The following is an 18,611-nucleotide window of genomic DNA, read 5'->3' as shown; positions in this document are numbered from 1 at the left end:
ATGTCCAAAACCAACGGACAGCAACGGACAGCAACGGACAACGGCGGATAAAAGCGAATGAAAGCCCTCGACCTCGACGTGCTCGCGATGTTCGTCGCCATCGCCGATACGGGCAGTTTTGTGCGCGGCGCGACGCTCGTGCATCGCTCGCAATCGGCGCTGAGCATGCAGATACGTTCGCTCGAAGCGGCGCTCGGCAAGCCGCTCTTCATACGCGGACCGCGCAGCGTGACGCTGACGCAGGACGGCCAGACGCTCCTCGCCTACGCGCGGCGCATGCTCGCGCTGCGCGACGAGGCGTGGGCGTCTGTCGTGCATCCCGATGTGAAAGGCCGCGTCGCGATCGGCGTACCGGACGATTACGCGTCGTCGCTGCTGCCCTCGGTGTTGCGCAATTTTTCGGCGACGTATCCGAAAGTCGAAATCCAGGTGGTCGGCCTGCCCAGCAATGCGCTGGCGCCGCTCTTGAAGGACAACAAGATCGATCTCGCGTGCGTGACGCGCGTCAAGGGTCTCGCGGGCGAGTTCATCCGTCTCGAACCGATGGTCTGGGCGGGCGCGTCCGCCCCGGGACGCGAAGTGTGGAAAGAACGCCCGCTTCCCATTGCCGTGTTCGGCACAGGCAGCGTCGCGCGCGCGAACGCGCTTCACGCGCTGGAGCGCGCAAAGATCGCCTATCGCACGTCGTATGAAAGCCCGAGCCTGATGGGCCTTTTCAGCATGGTCGACGCCGGACTCGCCGTCGCGCCGCTCGCGCGTTGCGCGGTGCCCGAGCGCTTTGTCACGCTCGGTCGGCCACATGGCCTGCCGAAGCTGCCGGAACTCGAAATCATTCTGGCGCGCAGCGCGCGTTCGAATCGTCCGCCTTGCGACTATCTCGCGGAACAGATCCTGAGCGAACTGCGCGCCTGAGGGCACGCGTCAGGCGCGAGACGACCGCTCTCCTCCCGATGTGCGTGCCCCCTGGTTGGCGAGCCCCACGAACGAAGCAACGTATTCCTCGCAATGGTCGAGATAAGCCTTCACGAGGCTCGACGGATGGCGATGCGACGGGTACACGAGGCTGATGTACTGCAACGGCATCACGAGATCGGGGAAAAGAGCGCGCAGCGTGCCATCGCGGATCGCGTCCGCGGCGAGAAACGGCGGCAGCTCCGTGACGACCTCGCCACGCAACGCGCGAATGCGCAAATGAAGATAGTCGTTCGTGACCAGCCTCACGCTGCCGCGCAGCGCCTGGTCGCCCAGGCGCCAACTGCTTTCGTCGTTCGGCTGGTTCGACCAGACCCCGCACGGACACGAATGCAGCGCCTCGGGAGAATCGATATCGAGGCGCTCGGCGAGCGACGGACTTGCCACCAGCACATGCCGGTAGCTGACGAGACGCCGCGCCACCATGCTGTCGTCGACGACCCGGCCAACCCGCAGCGCAACATCGATGCCCTCGTGCCGCAGATCGACATTGCGCTCGCTGGTGTACACGCACACCTTGATCGCCGGATACCGTTCCTGAAAATCGCCGAGCATTTCCCACCACGGCTCGAACGAAGGCGGCAACGACAGCCTGAGCACGCCTTCGTAGTGAGCCTGCCCCGATCTCAGCACGTCCTCGGCTTTGAGCAGCGAGTCGATGCCGAAGTCCGTCGTTTCGTAAAACTGCATGCCGGCGCGCGTCAACGTCACGCCCCGTGTGCCGCGCTCGATCAGTTGCACGCGCAAGTCGCGCTCGAGCCGCCGGATGCGCCGGCTCAACGTGGGCAACGGAACGTTAAGGCGTGCTGCCGCGGCAGAAAGTGTCCCCGTCTGCACGGCCGTAACGAACATACGAGTCGCGTTTAGATCCATAAGAAACCTTTTTCAAAAATGAAAATCCTGTTTTCAACTACATCTATTTCTTAGTTATCCTATGGGACATATTATTTTTAAGGAAAAATCATATATATCTCGACTCTCGATACGGCAAAACGCCGTTTTGCATTGCTAACCCGGTATCGCAATGGAGGCATCCGATGGACAAGCGCGAACATGCAGAACACGACGGTGAGTCGCAGGCCTTGACGCGGAGGTCTTTTTCCTTCACGCGGTTGATTGGGCGTTTGCAAAACGGCATGCGGCGGCGCGCTGAGTACATCGTTGAATCGCGCATCCGACGCCATGGCGTGCGAGCCGGTCGCGGCGCGCTTCCTGGCTACATCTGGCTGCATCCTCGACCGGTTAGCAGAGAGTTTATGTCGAGAAATTCGAAGTGGCACCCTCCGTTTGGAGGGGGATAAATCATTCCCATACACGATCAATTCGCTTTGTTTGCAACGATGAAATGCCGGCTATTCGGTAGTTACATAAGCGATATCAAACATGATGGATGCATTAATTAATCGAGAACGCGAACGAAATGACATTACGCGCAACGACACGTGAATCGTGCCGTTCGCGCGTGAGAACGCGTTTCCCTTGAACGCCCTTTCAACTTCAAGAGCCGCACTCATGACTCGCATCCTCATTGCACACGATCACACGCTGATACGCGAAGGCATTCGCCACATTCTGCTGCACTTGACGGACTTCGAAGTCGCCGGTGAAGCGGCCGATCCGGCTGGCACGATCGCATTGGTGCGCTCGGCGCAAGCGCACGTCCTGATACTCGACGCGTCGATCGCGGGCCACACCGGCGTCGATTTGATCCGCGAAATCAGGGAGATCAATCGGGGTATCCAGGTACTCGTGCTGACGACGAACGGCGACGAGCAGTACGCAATGCGCGCATTCAAGGCGGGCGCATCGGGTTATCTGACCCGCGAATGCGCAAGCGGCGAACTGATCAGCGCGCTGACGACGATCGCCAGCGGCGGTATCCACATGAGCGTCGCGATGGCCGGGCAGATCGAACGCAATCCGCCGGAGCCTCTCGAAACGCTGCCGCATCGGCGGCTGAGCAAGCGCGAATTCGACGTGTTCCGGCGCATCACGGCGGGAGAAAGAATCGGCGAGATCGCGACGCAACTGTGCGTGAGCACGAAGACCGTCAGCACTTACAAAGCCCGCATCCTCGAGAAGATGCGGATGCCGCACGGCACGGCGCTCGTCCGCTATGCGATGCGCCACAGGCTGTTCGACGACAGCGAGGAACCCTGAGCGCGCCACGCCCGATGCAACCCAACGTCGCGCGTCCGCGCCGCTCTTCTGCAATGACGCGAAAGCGGGACAACACCATCGCGCGTGCACATGGCCCGCACGCGCGTTCCCTTGAAGGAGACCATCATGCTGCTTGTCGATGCGCAGACGACCACGCCCTTCCCATTCAGCCAGGCACCGGACCTCGCGCGCAGGTTGAACGCGGGCGCGGCGCTGCATCCGGTGCCGCGCGGCTCGCAATGGGCGATGAACACGCTGTGCAATCCCGCCGATCTCAGCGCCGACGAACTCGCGCAGGTGGACTCGCTCGTTTGCGAAGTGCGCACCGTGCAGCGCGGCGCGAACCTCTATCGCGCGAACGATCCGTTTCACAGCGTCTATGTCCTGCGCAGCGGCTCGTTCAAGACCATCGTCATGCATCGCGAAGGACGCGAGCAGGTGACGGGATTCCAGATCTCAGGGGAAATACTCGGGCTGGACGGGATCGCCGGCGGCCAGCATCGTTGCGGCGCGGTCGCGCTCGAACGCAGCACCGTCTGCGTGATCCCGTTCGAGCCGCTCGAGAACCTGTGCCGCGAAATCAAGCCGATGCAGCGTCATCTGCACAGAATGATGAGCTGGGAAATCGTGCGCGAAACCAACATGATCCTGCTGCTCGGCACGATGCGCGCCGAGCAGCGCGTCGCCGCGTTTCTGCTGAACCTCGCGGAGCGCTACGGCACGCTCGGCTACTCGGCGACCGAGTTCAACATGCGCATGACGCGTAACGAGATCGGCAGCTATCTCGGCATCACACTCGAGACGGCCAGCCGGATGTTCTCGAAGTTGCAGCAGGAGCGGCTCGTGCATGCGCGCGGCAAGCAGATCCGCATTCTCGACAGCGCCGCGCTCGCGCGGCTCTGACGCATCATGCGCTACCGGCTGTTGCGCGACGCGGTCAGTCGTCTTCGCCTAGCTGTGCGAGCAGCGCGTGCAAGCGCTCTGTATGACGCAGCAGCATATGGCGGTGCTTGTCGATCTGTTCGAGACGGCCGGCGAGATCGGCATCGATCCGTTCGTCGAGATCGGCGGCAGCCATCACGTCTTCGACTTTCGCGCGCACCGACGCCAGCTCGACGGGTGGATGCGTCAGATAGCGTTCGAAGCGCCGCACTTCCTGCACGGCGAGATCGCGCACCTTGCGAAAGTGCGCCTGACGCCGATGCTGTTCGGCTTCGTGAGTGTCGTCTTCGGGACGGCGTTGCGGCTGCTGACCGAAGATCGGCTCCGGCGGACGCAGCACCGACTTCTTGCGCACCGGATGCGCTGTGCCGCGAAAGCGGGCAAGCGGCGTTTCGTTGTCGATTGCATCGCGCGCATTGTCGGGTACGTCGTGCGATTCATGCGGCGTATCCATCCAGCCGGGCGGCAGCCCCGTCACCGCTTCGACGCCGCGCACGAACTCTTCGCTGAAATCGCGCTGGCCGGCGAGCATCAGCTTCAGGTACGACGGGGAGAACGTCATCATCCGCGCGAGACGCGTCGATGCGCCGACCTCACGCGTCAGCAAGGCCAGATTCGTTCGCCAGACAGGAAGCAGGTATTCGTCGGAATATTCCATCGCTGGGTCTTCCTTCGTCAGTCTCGCTGCTAGCGCATGCAGCGCACGCCGCGCCGATGCGTGATGCTTCGCCGGACGGTCCCGCGGCGCAACGCGCGTGCCCAGGCACTGTGTTCGACAAAGATAGTCGCATCGCCATGTGGCGCGCAACCGGATTCGCCCGAACGCTGCGGCGCAAAGACAACAGTGGCGCGCACCAGACGCGCGCACCTCACTCAGGAATTGACTGCCGAAAGCAAGCGGCGTTCCGCACGAAGGAGACGCCGCCACATGGATGTCGCCGTGTGGCGGGCAAGAAGGAGGATCAGGCGGCCACGACGCGTTCGAGCGCCGTCTTGACGAGCGTTTCGAGCAGCGGCTCGACCTTCGCGGCAAGCGCTTCGTCGTAGGCGTACGGCATCTGCTCCTGCATGTACGTGATCTGCGACAGTTCGAGCTGGATGGCATGCACGTTCTGCGCGGGCTGTCCGTAGTGCCGCGTGATATAGCCGCCCTTGAAGCGGCCGTTTGCAACGGCCGTATAGCCACCGTGCCCTTTGAGGATATTCGCCAGCGTTTCGGCGAGCCCTTCGACTGCGCTCGCGCCGTTCGACGTGCCGAAGTTGAAATCGGGCAGCCGCCCGTCGAAGAAGCGCGGCACCTGCGAGCGGATCGAGTGCGCTTCCCACAGCAGTACGTTGCCGTGCTGCGCCTTCAGTGCGGCAAGCTCGCCCTGCAAGGCTTCGTGATACGGCTTCCAGTACGCGTCGCGGCGGCGCGCGACTTCGGCGTCGTCGGGCAAATGGCCGTCGCGATAGAGCGGCTCCTTGTCGAAGGTATCGACGGGCAGGAGCCCCGTCGTGTCCTGCCCCGGATAGAGGTTCGCGCCATCGGGCGGACGGTTCAGGTCGATCACGTAGCGCGCGTAAGTGGGCGCGAGAATCGATGCGCCCATGCGTTTCGCAAACGCATACAGACGGTCGAGATGCCAGTCGCAATCGTCGGTGCGCACGGCGACGGGCGTCATCGTCGCGGCGATGTCGTCGGGAATGCGCGTGCCCAGATGCGGGATCGAGATCAGCATCGGCAGGCTTCCCCGATGCAGCGAGAAGACAGGCAAGGTGTGCGTCGCAGTCATGTCGTCAGTGCTTCTCAAAGTTGATTCGGGCCAGCAAGAACGCCGGCGGTTGGCTTCATTTCAGCAGTTCTGAAAGCGCCGCGCGGTATTGCGCATACGCGCGCTCTTCGTCGCGATGCTTGCGGTCATCGACGACCTTCGCGCCCCCCGCGTACACATCGCGAATGGGCGTCTCGCCATGCTCGCAGAATACGACACCCGACAGCCACGCGTCGCTCGCATGCTCCGCGATGCTCGCATGATTCGCATCGAGCACGATGAAATCGGCGCGCGCGCCTGCACGCAACGCGCCGACGGCGCGGCCCGTCGCGAGCGCGCCGCCTTCCAGCGACGCAGCGAACAGGCGGTCCGCGACGCGTGGCATGTCCGCCGACGCGAGCACGTTGCGCTGCCGTTTTGACAGGCGCTGGCCGTATTCGAGCAGCCGCAGTTCCGCGCGCCAGTCGACGCCGATATGGCTGTCGCTGCCGACCCCGATGCGTCCGTTCTGATCGAGATAGTCGTGCGCGGGAAAGACGCCGTCGCCGAGATTCGCTTCCGTCGTCAGGCACAGGCCCGCGACAGCCCCGCTCTTCGCGAGCGCAGCGGTTTCGTCGGCATCGATATGCGTCGCGTGTACGAGACACCAGCGTGCGTCGACGTCGAAGCGATCGAGCAGCCATTGCACGGGCCGCGCGCCTTCCGTTTCGATGCACGCGTCCACTTCCGCCGTCTGCTCGGCGATATGGATGTGCACGGGCGCGCCCGGCGACATCGCGTCGAGGCCATCGAGCAGCGCGCGCAGCGTATCGTTCGACACGGCGCGCAGCGAATGCGGCGCGACGCCGTAACGCAGCGCGCCATGCTCGGGGCGCGCGCCGCGCAGCGTATCGAGCAGCGCAAGCAGGCTCTCCGGCGTGTTGATGAAGCGGCGCTGATCGTCGCGCGGCGGCTGTGCGCCGAAGCCCGCGTATTGATAGAGCACGGGCAGCATCGTGATGCCGATGCCGCTCGAGCCAGCCGCATCGACGACGCGCTGCGCCAGTTCGGCCGCGTTCGCATAGCGGCTGCCGTCCTGCATGTGGTGCACGTAGTGGAACTCGCAGACGGACGTGTAGCCCGCCTTCAGCATTTCGATGTAGAGCCATTGCGCAATCGACGCGAGTCCTTCCGGCGTGATGCGCGCGGCAAAGCGATACATCAGGTCGCGCCAGCTCCAGAAGTTGTCGGTAGCGCCTGTGTCCGATACGGCGCGGTATTCGGTGAGGCCCGCCATCGCGCGCTGAAACGCGTGCGAATGAAGATTCGGCATGCCGGGCAAGACGGGGCCGCCCGCGCGCGCGACGCCTGCGGGCGCTTGCGCGTCGGGCATGACGGAAAGGAGCGCGCCGTGCGCGTCCCATTGCAGCAGCACATCGCGGCGCCAGCCTTCGGGCAAGAACGCGTGATCGGCGAAAAGCGATTGAGTGGCTTGAGTCATATCGTATTGGGCTGTCGTTGCGTTGGCGTGCTTGTGATCGCGTGCCTGTGCGTGCGTCTGTGCGTGTGCGTGTTTCCGGGCGTGTTTTTGCGCCTGTGCGCGTGTTCCCGCGCGCGGATCAGACGCGACGCGTATATACCGTCTCACCGCCGCGCACGACGCGCTCGCACAGCGGACGCCCGATCCAGTACGCGAGCTCCGCGAGCGATTGAACCGACCATACCGCGAAGTCGGCGGCACGCCCGACCGCGAGCGCGCCATGTGTATCCGCTTTGCCGAGCGCCTGCGCTGCATGGCGCGTCACCCCTTGCAGCACTTCGGGGACGGTCATCCGGAAGAGCGTCGTCGCCATGTTCATCATCAGCAGCAGCGAGGTCGCGGGCGATGTGCCCGGATTGCTGTCGGTCGAAATCGCAACCGGTATCTCGTAGCGGCGCAGCAGGTCGAGCGGCGGCAACTGCGTTTCGCGGATGAAATAGAACGCGCCCGGCAGCAGTACGGCGACGGTGTCCGCTTCCTTCATTGCGGCGACGCCCGCTTCGTCGAGAAACTCGAGATGATCCGCCGACAACGCGCGATGACGCGCGGCAAGCGCCGTGCCGCCGCTGTTCGACAACTGCTCTGCGTGCATCTTGACGGGCAGTCCGCGCCGCGCCGCAGCGTTGAACACGCGCTCGCTCTGCGCGAGCGAAAAGCCGATGCGCTCGCAGAACACGTCGACGGCATCGACGAGTCCTTCGTCGGCGAGCACGGGCAGCATGCGCTCGCACACTTCATCGATGTAGTCGTCCGCGCGGCCCGCGAATTCCGGCGGCAGCGCGTGCGCGCCGAGAAACGTCGTGTAGACGGTCACGGGATAACGCTCGCCCAGTTGCCGCGCGACGCGCAGCATCTTGCGCTCGGTTTGCAGGTCGAGCCCGTAGCCGGATTTGATTTCGATGGCCGTCACGCCTTCGGCGAGCATCGGTTCGAGCCGCGCCGCCGATTGACTGAAGAGCGATGCCTCGTCGGCGGCACGCGTCGCGCGCACCGTCGACACGATGCCGCCGCCCTGCTTCGCGATTTCTTCGTAGCTCACGCCTGCGAGACGCTGCGCGAATTCGTCGGCGCGCTGGCCGCCGTACACGAGATGCGTGTGGCAATCGACGAGGCCCGGCGTCACCCACGCGCCGCCCAGGTCTTCGCGCGGCCAGGCCGCATACTGCGCGGGCAGTTCGCGCGCCGCGCCGAGCCACGCGATACGGCCGTTCTCGACGGCGATCGCGGCATCGTCGATCGTTTCGTTGGGGTTGCCCTGCGCGCAGAGCTTGAGATGGTTCCAGACGGTTGGCTTCATTGCGGATGTCGTCGAAGGCAGTCTGTTGAGGGCAGGACCATTGCGTTCAAGGCAGGTTCAGGCTTGCGACCTGCCCGTATAGCGAATGCTGACGACGAGCAACGCGCCCTGCCCTTCGACCACGCATCGCAATGCGCGTGCGTTGTCGATGCGCAAGGTGTCGTTGGACGTAAGCGTGGCTGCTTTCATATCGCCGCCGAGCGCGACATCGAGCGAGCCTTGCGCGCAGAACAGCAGCACGACGTCGGCATCGAGTTGCGCGCGCGCTTCGTCACGCCAGATCGCGACGTCGCCCGTTGCCGCGCCACGCCGCACCATCAGATTGAAGTCGCGCGTCGGGCCGTCGACAAGGCGCGCGTCGATGGCCGTCTCGCCTTTGAAGCGCGCGATGTCGAGCGGCTCGCGCAGCGCATGCGCCACTCGTTGCGCACCGTCCGCTTCGTCCGCACCGTCCGCTTCGTCGAGCAGCATGCCCGCGCCCGACAGCAGCACGAGCGTCCGGTCGATGCCCGCGAAGCGCGAGAACGGACCGGCCGCGCCGACATCGGCGACGCTCACGCGCCACACGAACGCATCGAGCGCCGCGCCCGCTGGATAAGCCGCGACTTCGCGCGTGACGCCGCCGCCGTTCTTCCACGGCGACGCCACGAGATCCGCGCCGCGGATCAGCGACACGCTTGCGGACGATGACGTCGCGCTCACGATCAGCGGCCCAGCATCGGCAGCTTGAGGCCGGCTTCGCGCGCCGTCTTCTGCGCGAGTTCGTAGCCGGCGTCCGCGTGACGCATCACGCCCGTCGCGGGATCGTTGAACAGCACGCGGCCAAGGCGCTCATGCGCGGCGTCCGAGCCGTCGGCGACGATCACGACGCCCGCATGCTGGGAAAAGCCCATGCCGACGCCGCCGCCATGATGCAGCGACACCCACGATGCGCCGCCCGCTGTGTTCAGCAACGCGTTGAGCAACGGCCAGTCGCTGACGGCGTCCGAGCCGTCCTTCATCGCTTCCGTTTCGCGGTTCGGGCTCGCCACCGATCCCGTATCGAGGTGATCGCGGCCGATCACGATCGGCGCCTTCAGCTCGCCCTTCTTGACCATTTCGTTGAACGCCTGACCGAGACGATAGCGATCCTTCACGCCGACCCAACAGATACGCGCCGGCAGGCCCTGGAACGCGATGCGCTCGCGCGCCATGTCGAGCCAGTTGTGCAGGTGCGGATCATCGGGGATCAGCTCCTTGACCTTCGCATCCGTCTTGTAGATGTCCTCGGGGTCTCCCGACAGCGCGACCCAGCGGAACGGCCCCTTGCCTTCGCAGAACAAAGGACGGATATACGCGGGCACGAAGCCTGGGAAATCGAACGCGTTTTGCACGCCCATTTCGAGCGCCATCTGACGGATGTTGTTGCCGTAGTCGAGCGTCGCCGCGCCGCGCTGCTGCAGCGTGAGCATCGCCTGCACCTGCTTGGCCATCGACTGCTTCGCGGGCGTCACGATGCTCTGCGGGTCCGTCTTCTGGCGCTCGCGCCAGTCTTCGATCGTCCAGCCTTGCGGCAGGTAGCCGTGAATCGGGTCATGCGCGCTCGTCTGGTCGGTCACGCAGTCGGGCGTGATGTTGCGCTTCACGAGTTCCGCGAACACATCGGCGGCATTGCCGAGCAGGCCGATCGAAACGGGCGTGCCCGCTTGCTTCGCTTCGTCGATCATCGCGAGCGCTTCGTCGAGCGTCTTCGCTTTTTTATCGACGTAGCGCGTCTTCAGGCGGAAATCGATGCGCGTCTCGTCGCATTCGACGGCGATCATCGAGAAGCCCGCCATCGTCGCCGCGAGCGGCTGCGCGCCGCCCATGCCGCCGAGGCCGCCCGTCAAGATCCACCGCCCCTTCGGATTGCCGTCGAAGTGCTGGTTCGCCACCGAGAAGAACGTCTCGTACGTGCCCTGCACGATGCCCTGGCTGCCGATATAGATCCAGCTACCCGCCGTCATTTGGCCGTACATCATCAGGCCCTTGCGGTCGAGTTCGTGGAAGTGGTCCCAGTTTGCCCAGTGCGGCACGAGGTTCGAGTTCGCGAGCAGCACGCGCGGCGCATCGGCATGCGTGCGGAACACGCCGACGGGCTTGCCCGATTGCACCAGCAGCGTTTCGTTTTCTTCGAGGTCTTTCAGCGATGCGAGGATCTGATCGAAGCAATCCCAGTTGCGCGCCGCGCGGCCGATGCCGCCGTACACGACGAGCGCATGCGGATGCTCGGCCACTTCCGGATCCAGGTTGTTCTGGATCATCCGGTACGCGGCTTCCGCGATCCAGGTCTTGCAGGTTTTCTCGCTGCCGCGCGGCGCGCGGATCGTGCGGGTCGGGTCGAGACGCGGGTCGATGTGTTTCGGGTTGTTCATGTTGCCCTCGGAAGCGCTAGTAACAGTGATGACTGAGGTGATGACTGAGCGAATGGATCGAACGGAAACGGAATCAGAAGTGGCCGGTGAACCGGTAACGGTTGCCCGGATGCCACAGGTTCGCGATGGACGCGACCACACTCTGCGACCACGTGCGACGATGCAGCACGAGGCACGGCTCGGTGTCGTCCATCGTCAGGAGCCGGCGCGTGTCGGCGTCCGGCGCGGACGCTTCGATGCGGTACTCGACGCGCTGCAGCGGCGCGACGCGCACGAGGTATTGGTTCGGCGTCGTGTTCGTGAAGTCCTGCAACGCGTACTCGGGCGCGACGGCGGGATTGACCCAGCGTTCTTCGAGCTGCACCGGCTCGTCGTTCTCGAAGTGCAGCACGCGCGAATGAAAGATCGGGCTGCCCGCGCTCACCTGCATTTCAGCGGCGAGCTCTTCGTCGGCGATCGCGGCGCCCACGTGCAGCACGTTCGCGTGATACTGATGGCCGCGCGCGACGATCTCATCGGAGATGCTGCGGATCGCCACCAGCGTCGATTCGTACTTCGGCCGCGCGACGAACGTGCCCGAGCCCTGAACGCGCGTGAGCACCTGCTCGGCCGTCAGTTCGCGCAACGCGCGGTTGACCGTCATGCGCGCGACGTTGAACTCGCGCGCAAGCTCGTTCTCCGATGGAACCTGGTGCCCTTCGCTCCATTCGCCCGCGTGGATGCGGGCGAGGATGAAGTCCTTGATTCCCTGATAGGCCGGTGCGTTCATGCTGGGCATCGCTCTCGCTCTGTCGCTGTGCAAGTGGTTTAGCGTTGCTCGGAGACGAACGAGAACGGGCTGTGCGCCGCGATCGTGCCGTCCTGCACGAGCTTCGTAATCGCCGCGATATCCGGCGCGAAGTAATGGTCGAGCTCGTAATGCGCGACGTGCGCACGCACCGTGTCCATCACCTTTTGCAGCGCGGGGCTCGTCTTGTGCGGCGCGCGCAGATCGACGCCTTGCGCGGCAGCGAGCAGTTCGATCGACAGGATGTTCGCCGTGTTGTCGGCGATATCGGCGAGCTTGCGCGCGGCGAAGGTCGCCATCGACACGTGGTCCTCCTGGTTCGCCGACGTGGGCAGCGAATCGACGGATGCGGGGTGAGCCAGCGTCTTGTTCTCGGATGCGAGCGCGGCCGCCGTCACGTGCGCGATCATGAAGCCCGAGTTCACGCCGCCATCCTTGACGAGGAACGGCGGGAGACCTGACAGCGTCGCGTCGATCAGCAGCGCGATGCGGCGCTCGGCCAGTGCGCCGATTTCCGATGCGGCGAGCGCGAGATTGTCGGCCGCGAACGCGACGGGTTCAGCGTGGAAGTTGCCACCCGACAGCACTTCGCCCGTGTCCGGGAAGATCAGCGGGTTGTCGGACACTGCGTTCGCTTCGACGAGCAGCACTTGCGCGGCCGCGCGCATCTGGTCGAGGCACGCGCCCATCACCTGCGGCTGGCAGCGCAGGCTGTACGGGTCCTGCACCTTGCCGCAATCGCGATGCGACAGATTGATCGCGGAACCGTCAAGCAGCGCGCGATACGAAGCGGCTGCATCGATCTGGCCTTGATGCCCGCGCAGCGCGTGAATGCGCGCGTCGAACGGCTTGACGGAACCCGCTGCCGCATCGACCGACAACGCGCCCGCCACGAGGCCGGTGCGGTACAGATCTTCGATCGCGAACATGTTGTAGAGCGCGAGCGCCGTCGATGCCTGCGTGCCGTTCAGCAGCGCGAGGCCTTCCTTCGCTTGCAACGTCAGCGGCTTGAGGCCAACGAGGCGCAGGCCTTCCGTCGCCGGCAAGCGCTCGCCCTTCACGAACACTTCGCCGACGCCGAGCAGCACGGCCGACATATGCGCGAGCGGCGCGAGGTCGCCCGATGCGCCGACCGAGCCCTTCACGGGGATCACGGGCAGCACGTCGGCGTTGAACAGCTTGATCAGCGCGTCCATCACTTCGCGGCGAATGCCCGAGTGGCCGCGGCCGAGGCTCGACAGCTTGAGCGCTATCAGCAGACGCACGACGGGCAGCGACATCGGCTCGCCGACGCCGACGGCATGCGAGAGCACCAGATTGCGCTGCAGCAGTTCGAGCTGATCGTGCGGAATATGCGTGCTCGCGAGGCGGCCGAAGCCCGTGTTGATGCCGTACGCCGGCTCGCCCTTGGCGGCGATGTCCGCGACGGCTTGAGCGCAGGCGTCGATGGCCGCGAAGCTCGCGGGATCGAGTTGCAACGTCACCTGTTCGTGCGCGATCTGGCGCAGTTGGGGCAGAGTCAGGGAGCCGGGCGTGAGGATCATGGTGTGAGTTCCTGTCTATACAATTTCGAGAAGTGTAGCGGCGCCAGCTTGTATATACAACTCAAATTTCGCGGATTCGGATAAGGGGTTTCCATTAGAGCAGGCAAGGCGATCTGGCATGGATTTCGCAGTTTTCGCTGCTTCGTGCCCTTTGCTAATTGGCACTTCCGGTTCAGCGCCTCGCGGAGCCGACGCCGATAACTTGTATATACACGTCGGGTCTGCGCGTTGGCAAGCGGACAAAAACTGCCGCGCGAGCCAACGCGAGCGCCACGCGGCCACATTGTTGATTTCGAATCAAGATTGATTTGAGACACGCACGCTTTTTGCAAGAGACTTGCGCCGCCATACTGACGCCGTCCCAAGTCTTTTCTCGCAAGGAGAACGTTTTGAACATCTTCGTGACAGGTGCAAGCGGCTTTATCGGCGGATCGATTGCGGCGGGGCTCGTGCGCGCGGGCCATCGCGTGACGGGCCTGATCCGCAACCCCGAACATGCGGCCGAACTCAAACGTCTCGGCATCGAGCCCGTAACCGGCACGCTCGACGACCGCGACCTGCTGATCGCACAAGCGCAAGCAGCCGACGCCGTCATCAATGCAGCGAGCAGCGACCATCGCGGCGCCGTCGTTGCGCTGATCGAAGGACTCGCGGGCTCCGGCAAGCCGCTTTTGCATACGAGCGGATCGAGCATCGTCGGCGATGCGTCGGGCGGCGAACGCGGCGACGCGAAGATCTACACGGAGGATGCGCTGCCCGAGCCGACGGCCGACAAGGCGCCGCGCGTCGCGATCGACCGGCTCGTGCTCGATGCGGCGCAGCGCGGCATCCGATCGTCGGTGCTGTGCAACACGCTGATCTACGGACATGGTGCCGTCAAAGGCAGCGCCAGCGTGCAGTTGCCGCGTCTCGTGCGTCAGGCGCAAAAGAGCGGCGTCGTGCGGCATGTCGGCAGCGGCGGAAACATCTGGTCGAACGTTTTCATCGACGACGTCGTCGAGCTGTATCGTCTCGCGCTCGACAAGAGCCCGGCGGGCACGTTCTATTTCGTCGAAAGCGGCGAAGCGTCGTTCCGCGACATGAGCGCGTCCATCGCGAAGGCACTGCATCTCGGTCCCGCGCAAGACTGGCCGCTCGATCAGGCGATCGCCGAATGGGGCTATGAAATGGCGTCGTATGGGCTCGGCTCGAATAGCCGCGTGCGCGGCACCCGCTCGCGCGATCTGCTCGGCTGGCAACCTGCGCGCACGTCGGTGATCGACTGGATCGAAAACGACATGATGAAAGACGCGTAGAAGGACGCGTAGAAACGCGCGCAGAACGTTGTCCAGCGCACACGCTGCAAGCCCGGCTGTTGCTTATCCGTAAGCTCGCATCGCTAGAATCCGTTCGATCAGGATCACGACAATTTTGATCTATCGGCACGAGCCCGGATCATTCAATGCTGCTTGCACTCAATTTCGACTGGCTGACGAATCTGCTCGCGATTCTGTTTGTGATCGCGTGCCTGTACGACTCGCGTTACGACGAATACGGCACGCTCACGCTCGCCTCGGGCTCGATGGGCCTCGTCGTGATGGCCATCGAAGTCTTTCTCAAGCCCGCGTTCGAAATGTCGCTGTAAACGCGGGCCCGATCCGGCTGTGTTGACTGCTCGTGCGTGTCACTTGTGCGCCGCCGAATGGCAGCACGCAGCCGCCTCTTTCCCTTCCGCGAGCGATTTACCCGTCACGCCGTCTTCGTAGCGATCGTGATGGCGCAGCCAGCCCATCATCTTGTTCTCGTCTTCGTCGCGGCCCTTGGGCACATAATCGAGCAGCGTATACGTGCCGATCAGCGGCTCGCCGCCGCGCGCATACGACGCGAACGTGCGGAAGATTTCGCCGTTGTCGTTCTTGTAGAACACGCTCATGCCGGGCAGTTCGTCGCACGCGTAATCCTGCGTGTCGAAGTTGTAGACGACCTTGCCTTCGGCTTCCTGCTCCGGCGTGAACGACACGTTGAAGTCGTAATTGAAATCGCTGCCGAACGACGATACCCACGGGAACTGCCATTCCATGCGCTTTTTGAACGCCTCGATTTTTTCGAGCGGCGCGCGCGAGATGGCCACATACGTCACGTCGCGATGCGCGAGATGCACGAGCGCGCCATCGATATGATCGGACAGGAACGAACAGCCGGGACAGCCCTGCTCCCAGTCGGGTCCGAGCATGAAGTGATAGACGATCAACTGGCTGCGGCCCGCGAAAAGATCCGCGAGCGTCTTCTTGCCATCGGGCGTATCGAACGTATAGGTCTTGTCGACTTTCACCCATGGCAGTGCCTGGCGTTTTTTCGCAAGCGCGTCGCGTGCGCGCGTGAACGCCTTTTCTTCGACGAGATGCGCGCGTTGCGCAGCAAGCCATTCTTCGCGTGAAACGATCTTGTGCTGTTCCATCTGCTCCTCCGGTTGCACGGCCCGTTCGCGCTGCATTCGCTCTACGTTCACTCCATGCAGGCGAGCGCGGCCTTCACAAGAAATAGTGTTCGAGTCCGTCCAGCGCTTCCGACCATCCGCCTCGATGCGCATCGCGCGCGGCTTCGTCGAAGAACTGTTCGTGCTTCAGCGTGAGCCACGTGCCATAGCCATCCGCCTTCAGCGTGAATGTGACGACGGACTCACGTTCCGGCGTCGAACGAAACGCCCACGTATAGACGAGTTTTTCGTTCATCGCGACTTCGCGAAAGACGCCGCTCACGTCGTGCTCTTCGCCATCGGGCGCGCGCATGATCATGTGAAAACGGCCGCCTGCCTTCAGCTCCATCTCGGCGTGAACGACGTTGCAGCCGCCGGGATGCAGCCACTTCACGATTTGCTGCGGGTCCGTCCACGCGCTGAAGACTTTCGCCGGGGACGCGCTGATGTGTCGATGGAGCGTAAGACTGGGGTGGTCGGGCATGACTGTTCCTCCACGTAGGCGGCCAGTTGATCGAGCGCTTCGGACCAGAACCGCTGATAGCGGCGCAGCCATTCCATCGCCTCCTCCATCGGCCCCGCCGACAGACGGCACGCGACCGTGCGGCCCGTTTTCGTTCGCGTGACGAGGCCCGCGTCCGACAACACGTCGAGGTGCTTCATCACGGCGGGCAGCGACATCGCGAACGGTTCGGCGAGTTCGGAGACGGACAGATCCACGCTATCGGACAGACGCGACAACATCGCGCGGCGCGTGGGGTCGGCCAGCGCCGCGAATGTGCGATCGAGCGTGTCGTCTTGAAACTTAACCATGAGGTTAAGTGTAGGCGGCTGACACGAGGTGTCAAGGCCGGTGTCAAGGGCGGGTTTCGTCTGCGACGGCTTTGTTTGATTTGCTTTGCGCGCCGCAGACGAACGGGAGACAGACGGAAGAATCAGATTGCCCAGCCGCCAAGATAGAACACCGCCAGCACAACAGCGATCGCGACCGTCCCCACGTTCAGCTTGCGCCACTCGCCGCTGACCACGCGGCCGATCACGAGCGTGCAAAAGCCCAGCATGATGCCCGTGACGATATTGGCCGTCAGCACGATAAACACGGCGCACACGAGGCCGGACATCGAATCGACCATATCGTCCATGTGCAGCTTGCTCACGCTGGAGAGCATCAGCAAGCCGACATACATCAGCGCGGGCGCCGTCGCATACGAAGGCACGAGCGCGGCGAGCGGCGACAAGAACATCACGACGAGGAACAGCACGCCGACCACGGCGGCCGCCAGACCCGTCTTCGCGCCTGCCGCGACACCCACCGTCGATTCGATATAAGCGGCAGCCGGTGCGCCGCCCATCAAGCCGGAGAAGATCGAGCTGAGCGAGTCGGCCGTCAGCGCGCGGCCGCCGTTGATGATGCGCCCGTTCTCGTCGAGCTGGCCCGCCTGCCCCGCGACGGCGCGTATCGTCCCCGTCGCGTCGAACACGGCCGTCATCACGAGCGCGAGCACGCTAGGCAGCACGGCAAGCGACAACGCGCCCTTGATGTCCATCGCGCCGATCAGCGAAGCATGCCCCGGCGTGCTCAGCGACGGCAAGGCGAACACGCCATGAAACACGACGGCGGGATCGATCAGCAATGCGAGCGCCGAGATTGCGACGATCACGATCAGGATCGAGCCCGGCACGCGACGGCGCACGAGACCGAAGATCGCAGCGAGGCCGCCCACCGACATCAGCACCGGCAACGACGTGATATGGCCCAGCGACACAGGCAGCCCCGGCCCCGGATTCTTCACGACGAGACCGACGTCGTTGGCCGCGATCAGCAGCAGAAAGAGCCCGATGCCGATGCCCGTGCCATGCGCAACGCCCGCGGGCAGATTGCGCAGAATCCATGAGCGCACGCCCGTCACCGAAATCGCCGTAAAAACGAGGCCCATCAGGAACACGGCGCCGAGCGCGACGTTCGGATGCAAGCCCTTGCCGAGCACGAGGCCGAACGCGGTGAATGCCGTCAGCGATATTGCGCAGCCGATCGCGATCGGCAGGCGCGCCCAGAGGCCCATCAGCAGAGAACCGAACGCCGTCGTCAGACACACGGCGACGAACACGGCACTCGTGTCGAAGCCCGCCTTGCCGAACATGCCCGGCACGACGAACACGGAATACACCATCGCGAGAAAGGTCGTGATGCCTGCGATGATCTCCTGACGTCCCGTGCTGCCGCGCGCGGTGATGTCGAAAAAGCGGTCGATGAACGTCTGCCCGCCGCGGGTGCCTTCGAACACCTCGCTGCCGGCGGCTTCCGCGATGCTCTGGGCCTGGGGTTCCATCATGATGAGTGCCTCCTTTATCAGCATGCTGAAACGGCGGCCTCTTCATCGGCTGCGCCGTCATCAGGTTCGTCTCGTTGAGTAGTCGGTATGTGTTGCGCTTTCCGGCCCTCGGCGCGGCGGTGGACGTCGTCCGTGATGCCGCCTGTCGCGCCGTTGTTCTTTTTGTGTTGAGGCGAAGGTTAGGCGAATCACCTTATAAGTCCCATCGCGATAAAAAGATGCCGGGCATGTCGCGATCCTTATATCGTTTGAATCACGGCAACGCGCGCTCGCGACCCGCGTGTTAACACCTACGCCCTTCGCGCGGCTCGATGGGCGCAGAAGCCCTGCTGTGAGCGCTTTGAAGCCGATGTTGAATGCAGCCCGCGCGCGCTCGCGCGGCCACCGCATCTACAGCGTCGTTCGCGAAGCGGCGCCATGCAATTCGCGTCCCGCAAACGCAGACCAAACAAGGG

18 protein-coding genes are annotated in these 18,611 nt (G+C 64.0%); 5 read left to right on the top strand and 13 right to left on the bottom strand.

All coding sequences use genetic code 11. The annotated features are described in order from the left end of the window. Positions 1 to 57 precede the first annotated feature (57 nt). Positions 58 to 912 (top strand): LysR substrate-binding domain-containing protein, encoded by an 855-nt coding sequence (locus GCT13_RS20405; protein WP_152760977.1) that lies wholly within the window; start codon positions 58 to 60, stop codon positions 910 to 912. A gap of 9 nt (positions 913 to 921) precedes the next feature. On the opposite strand, the gene GCT13_RS20400 is transcribed toward GCT13_RS20405, so the two are convergent. Continuing rightward, positions 922 to 1,845 (bottom strand): LysR family transcriptional regulator, encoded by a 924-nt coding sequence (locus GCT13_RS20400; protein WP_152760975.1) that lies wholly within the window; start codon positions 1,843 to 1,845, stop codon positions 922 to 924. A gap of 639 nt (positions 1,846 to 2,484) precedes the next feature. On the opposite strand from GCT13_RS20400, the gene GCT13_RS20395 reads away from it, so the two are divergent. Further along, entirely contained in the window at positions 2,485 to 3,132 is a 648-nt protein-coding gene (locus tag GCT13_RS20395; protein WP_152760973.1) for a response regulator, read from the top strand. Positions 3,133 to 3,258: 126 nt separating this feature from the next. Continuing rightward, positions 3,259 to 4,035: a helix-turn-helix domain-containing protein gene (locus GCT13_RS20390; protein ID WP_152760971.1), complete on the top strand. Its 777-nt coding sequence runs from the start codon at positions 3,259 to 3,261 to the stop codon at positions 4,033 to 4,035. A gap of 34 nt (positions 4,036 to 4,069) precedes the next feature. On the opposite strand, the gene GCT13_RS20385 is transcribed toward GCT13_RS20390, so the two are convergent. The 8 genes from GCT13_RS20385 to hutH all read right to left on the bottom strand — a co-directional run bounded on the left by GCT13_RS20385 (position 4,070) and on the right by hutH (position 13,368). Next, positions 4,070 to 4,732: a hypothetical protein gene (locus tag GCT13_RS20385; protein ID WP_090861598.1), complete on the bottom strand. Its 663-nt coding sequence runs from the start codon at positions 4,730 to 4,732 to the stop codon at positions 4,070 to 4,072. 304 nt (positions 4,733 to 5,036) lie between these two features. Then, positions 5,037 to 5,849, bottom strand: a complete 813-nt coding sequence (gene hutG / locus GCT13_RS20380) for an N-formylglutamate deformylase (protein ID WP_152760969.1) — start codon at positions 5,847 to 5,849, stop codon at positions 5,037 to 5,039. Positions 5,850 to 5,904: 55 nt separating this feature from the next. Continuing rightward, positions 5,905 to 7,308, bottom strand: coding sequence for a formimidoylglutamate deiminase (locus tag GCT13_RS20375; RefSeq protein WP_152760967.1), 1,404 nt, complete (start codon positions 7,306 to 7,308; stop codon positions 5,905 to 5,907). A 118-nt stretch (positions 7,309 to 7,426) separates the two neighbouring features. Further along, positions 7,427 to 8,644 (bottom strand): imidazolonepropionase, encoded by a 1,218-nt coding sequence (gene hutI / locus GCT13_RS20370; protein WP_152760965.1) that lies wholly within the window; start codon positions 8,642 to 8,644, stop codon positions 7,427 to 7,429. A 57-nt stretch (positions 8,645 to 8,701) separates the two neighbouring features. After that, complete coding sequence (locus GCT13_RS20365; RefSeq protein WP_321574494.1) at positions 8,702 to 9,346, bottom strand: HutD/Ves family protein; 645 nt, start codon at positions 9,344 to 9,346, stop codon at positions 8,702 to 8,704. A 2-nt stretch (positions 9,347 to 9,348) separates the two neighbouring features. Continuing rightward, complete coding sequence (hutU, locus tag GCT13_RS20360; protein ID WP_152760961.1) at positions 9,349 to 11,037, bottom strand: urocanate hydratase; 1,689 nt, start codon at positions 11,035 to 11,037, stop codon at positions 9,349 to 9,351. Between the two features lie 73 nt (positions 11,038 to 11,110). Beyond that, positions 11,111 to 11,806, bottom strand: coding sequence for a histidine utilization repressor (gene hutC / locus GCT13_RS20355; protein ID WP_152761112.1), 696 nt, complete (start codon positions 11,804 to 11,806; stop codon positions 11,111 to 11,113). A 38-nt stretch (positions 11,807 to 11,844) separates the two neighbouring features. After that, the gene (gene hutH, locus GCT13_RS20350; protein WP_152760959.1) at positions 11,845 to 13,368 is read right to left on the bottom strand and encodes a histidine ammonia-lyase; all 1,524 of its coding nucleotides are present in this window, start codon (positions 13,366 to 13,368) and stop codon (positions 11,845 to 11,847) included. A gap of 389 nt (positions 13,369 to 13,757) precedes the next feature. Here hutH and GCT13_RS20345 point away from each other — a divergent pair, with 389 nt between their 5' ends. Together GCT13_RS20345 and GCT13_RS20340 are read left to right on the top strand one after the other, a co-directional pair. Further along, positions 13,758 to 14,663, top strand: coding sequence for an NAD-dependent epimerase/dehydratase family protein (locus GCT13_RS20345; protein WP_152760957.1), 906 nt, complete (start codon positions 13,758 to 13,760; stop codon positions 14,661 to 14,663). A gap of 146 nt (positions 14,664 to 14,809) precedes the next feature. After that, positions 14,810 to 14,992 carry a hypothetical protein gene (locus GCT13_RS20340; protein ID WP_152760955.1) on the top strand — a complete coding sequence of 61 codons (183 nt, stop codon included), beginning with the start codon at positions 14,810 to 14,812 and terminating at the stop codon, positions 14,990 to 14,992. A 39-nt stretch (positions 14,993 to 15,031) separates the two neighbouring features. Here GCT13_RS20340 and GCT13_RS20335 read toward each other — a convergent pair whose 3' ends face one another. From GCT13_RS20335 to GCT13_RS20320, 4 genes are all read right to left on the bottom strand, one after another. Beyond that, entirely contained in the window at positions 15,032 to 15,805 is a 774-nt protein-coding gene (locus GCT13_RS20335) for a DUF899 domain-containing protein (RefSeq protein ID WP_152760953.1), read from the bottom strand. A 73-nt stretch (positions 15,806 to 15,878) separates the two neighbouring features. Then, positions 15,879 to 16,307 (bottom strand): SRPBCC family protein, encoded by a 429-nt coding sequence (locus GCT13_RS20330; protein WP_152760951.1) that lies wholly within the window; start codon positions 16,305 to 16,307, stop codon positions 15,879 to 15,881. Next, a complete protein-coding gene (locus GCT13_RS20325) occupies positions 16,214 to 16,636 on the bottom strand; it encodes an ArsR/SmtB family transcription factor (RefSeq protein ID WP_152760949.1) in 423 nt (140 codons plus the stop codon). Before GCT13_RS20325 ends, GCT13_RS20330 begins: the two co-directional genes overlap by 94 nt. 122 nt (positions 16,637 to 16,758) lie before the next feature. Continuing rightward, entirely contained in the window at positions 16,759 to 18,156 is a 1,398-nt protein-coding gene (locus GCT13_RS20320) for an NCS2 family permease (RefSeq protein ID WP_152760947.1), read from the bottom strand. Positions 18,157 to 18,611 lie beyond the last annotated feature (455 nt).

This window comes from Paraburkholderia franconis, assembly GCF_009362735.1.
GTDB classification, from domain to species: Bacteria; Pseudomonadota; Gammaproteobacteria; order Burkholderiales; family Burkholderiaceae; genus Paraburkholderia; species Paraburkholderia franconis.
The sequence above is the reverse complement of the archived record's forward strand: the minus strand, read 5'-3'. Positions and strand labels throughout refer to the sequence as shown.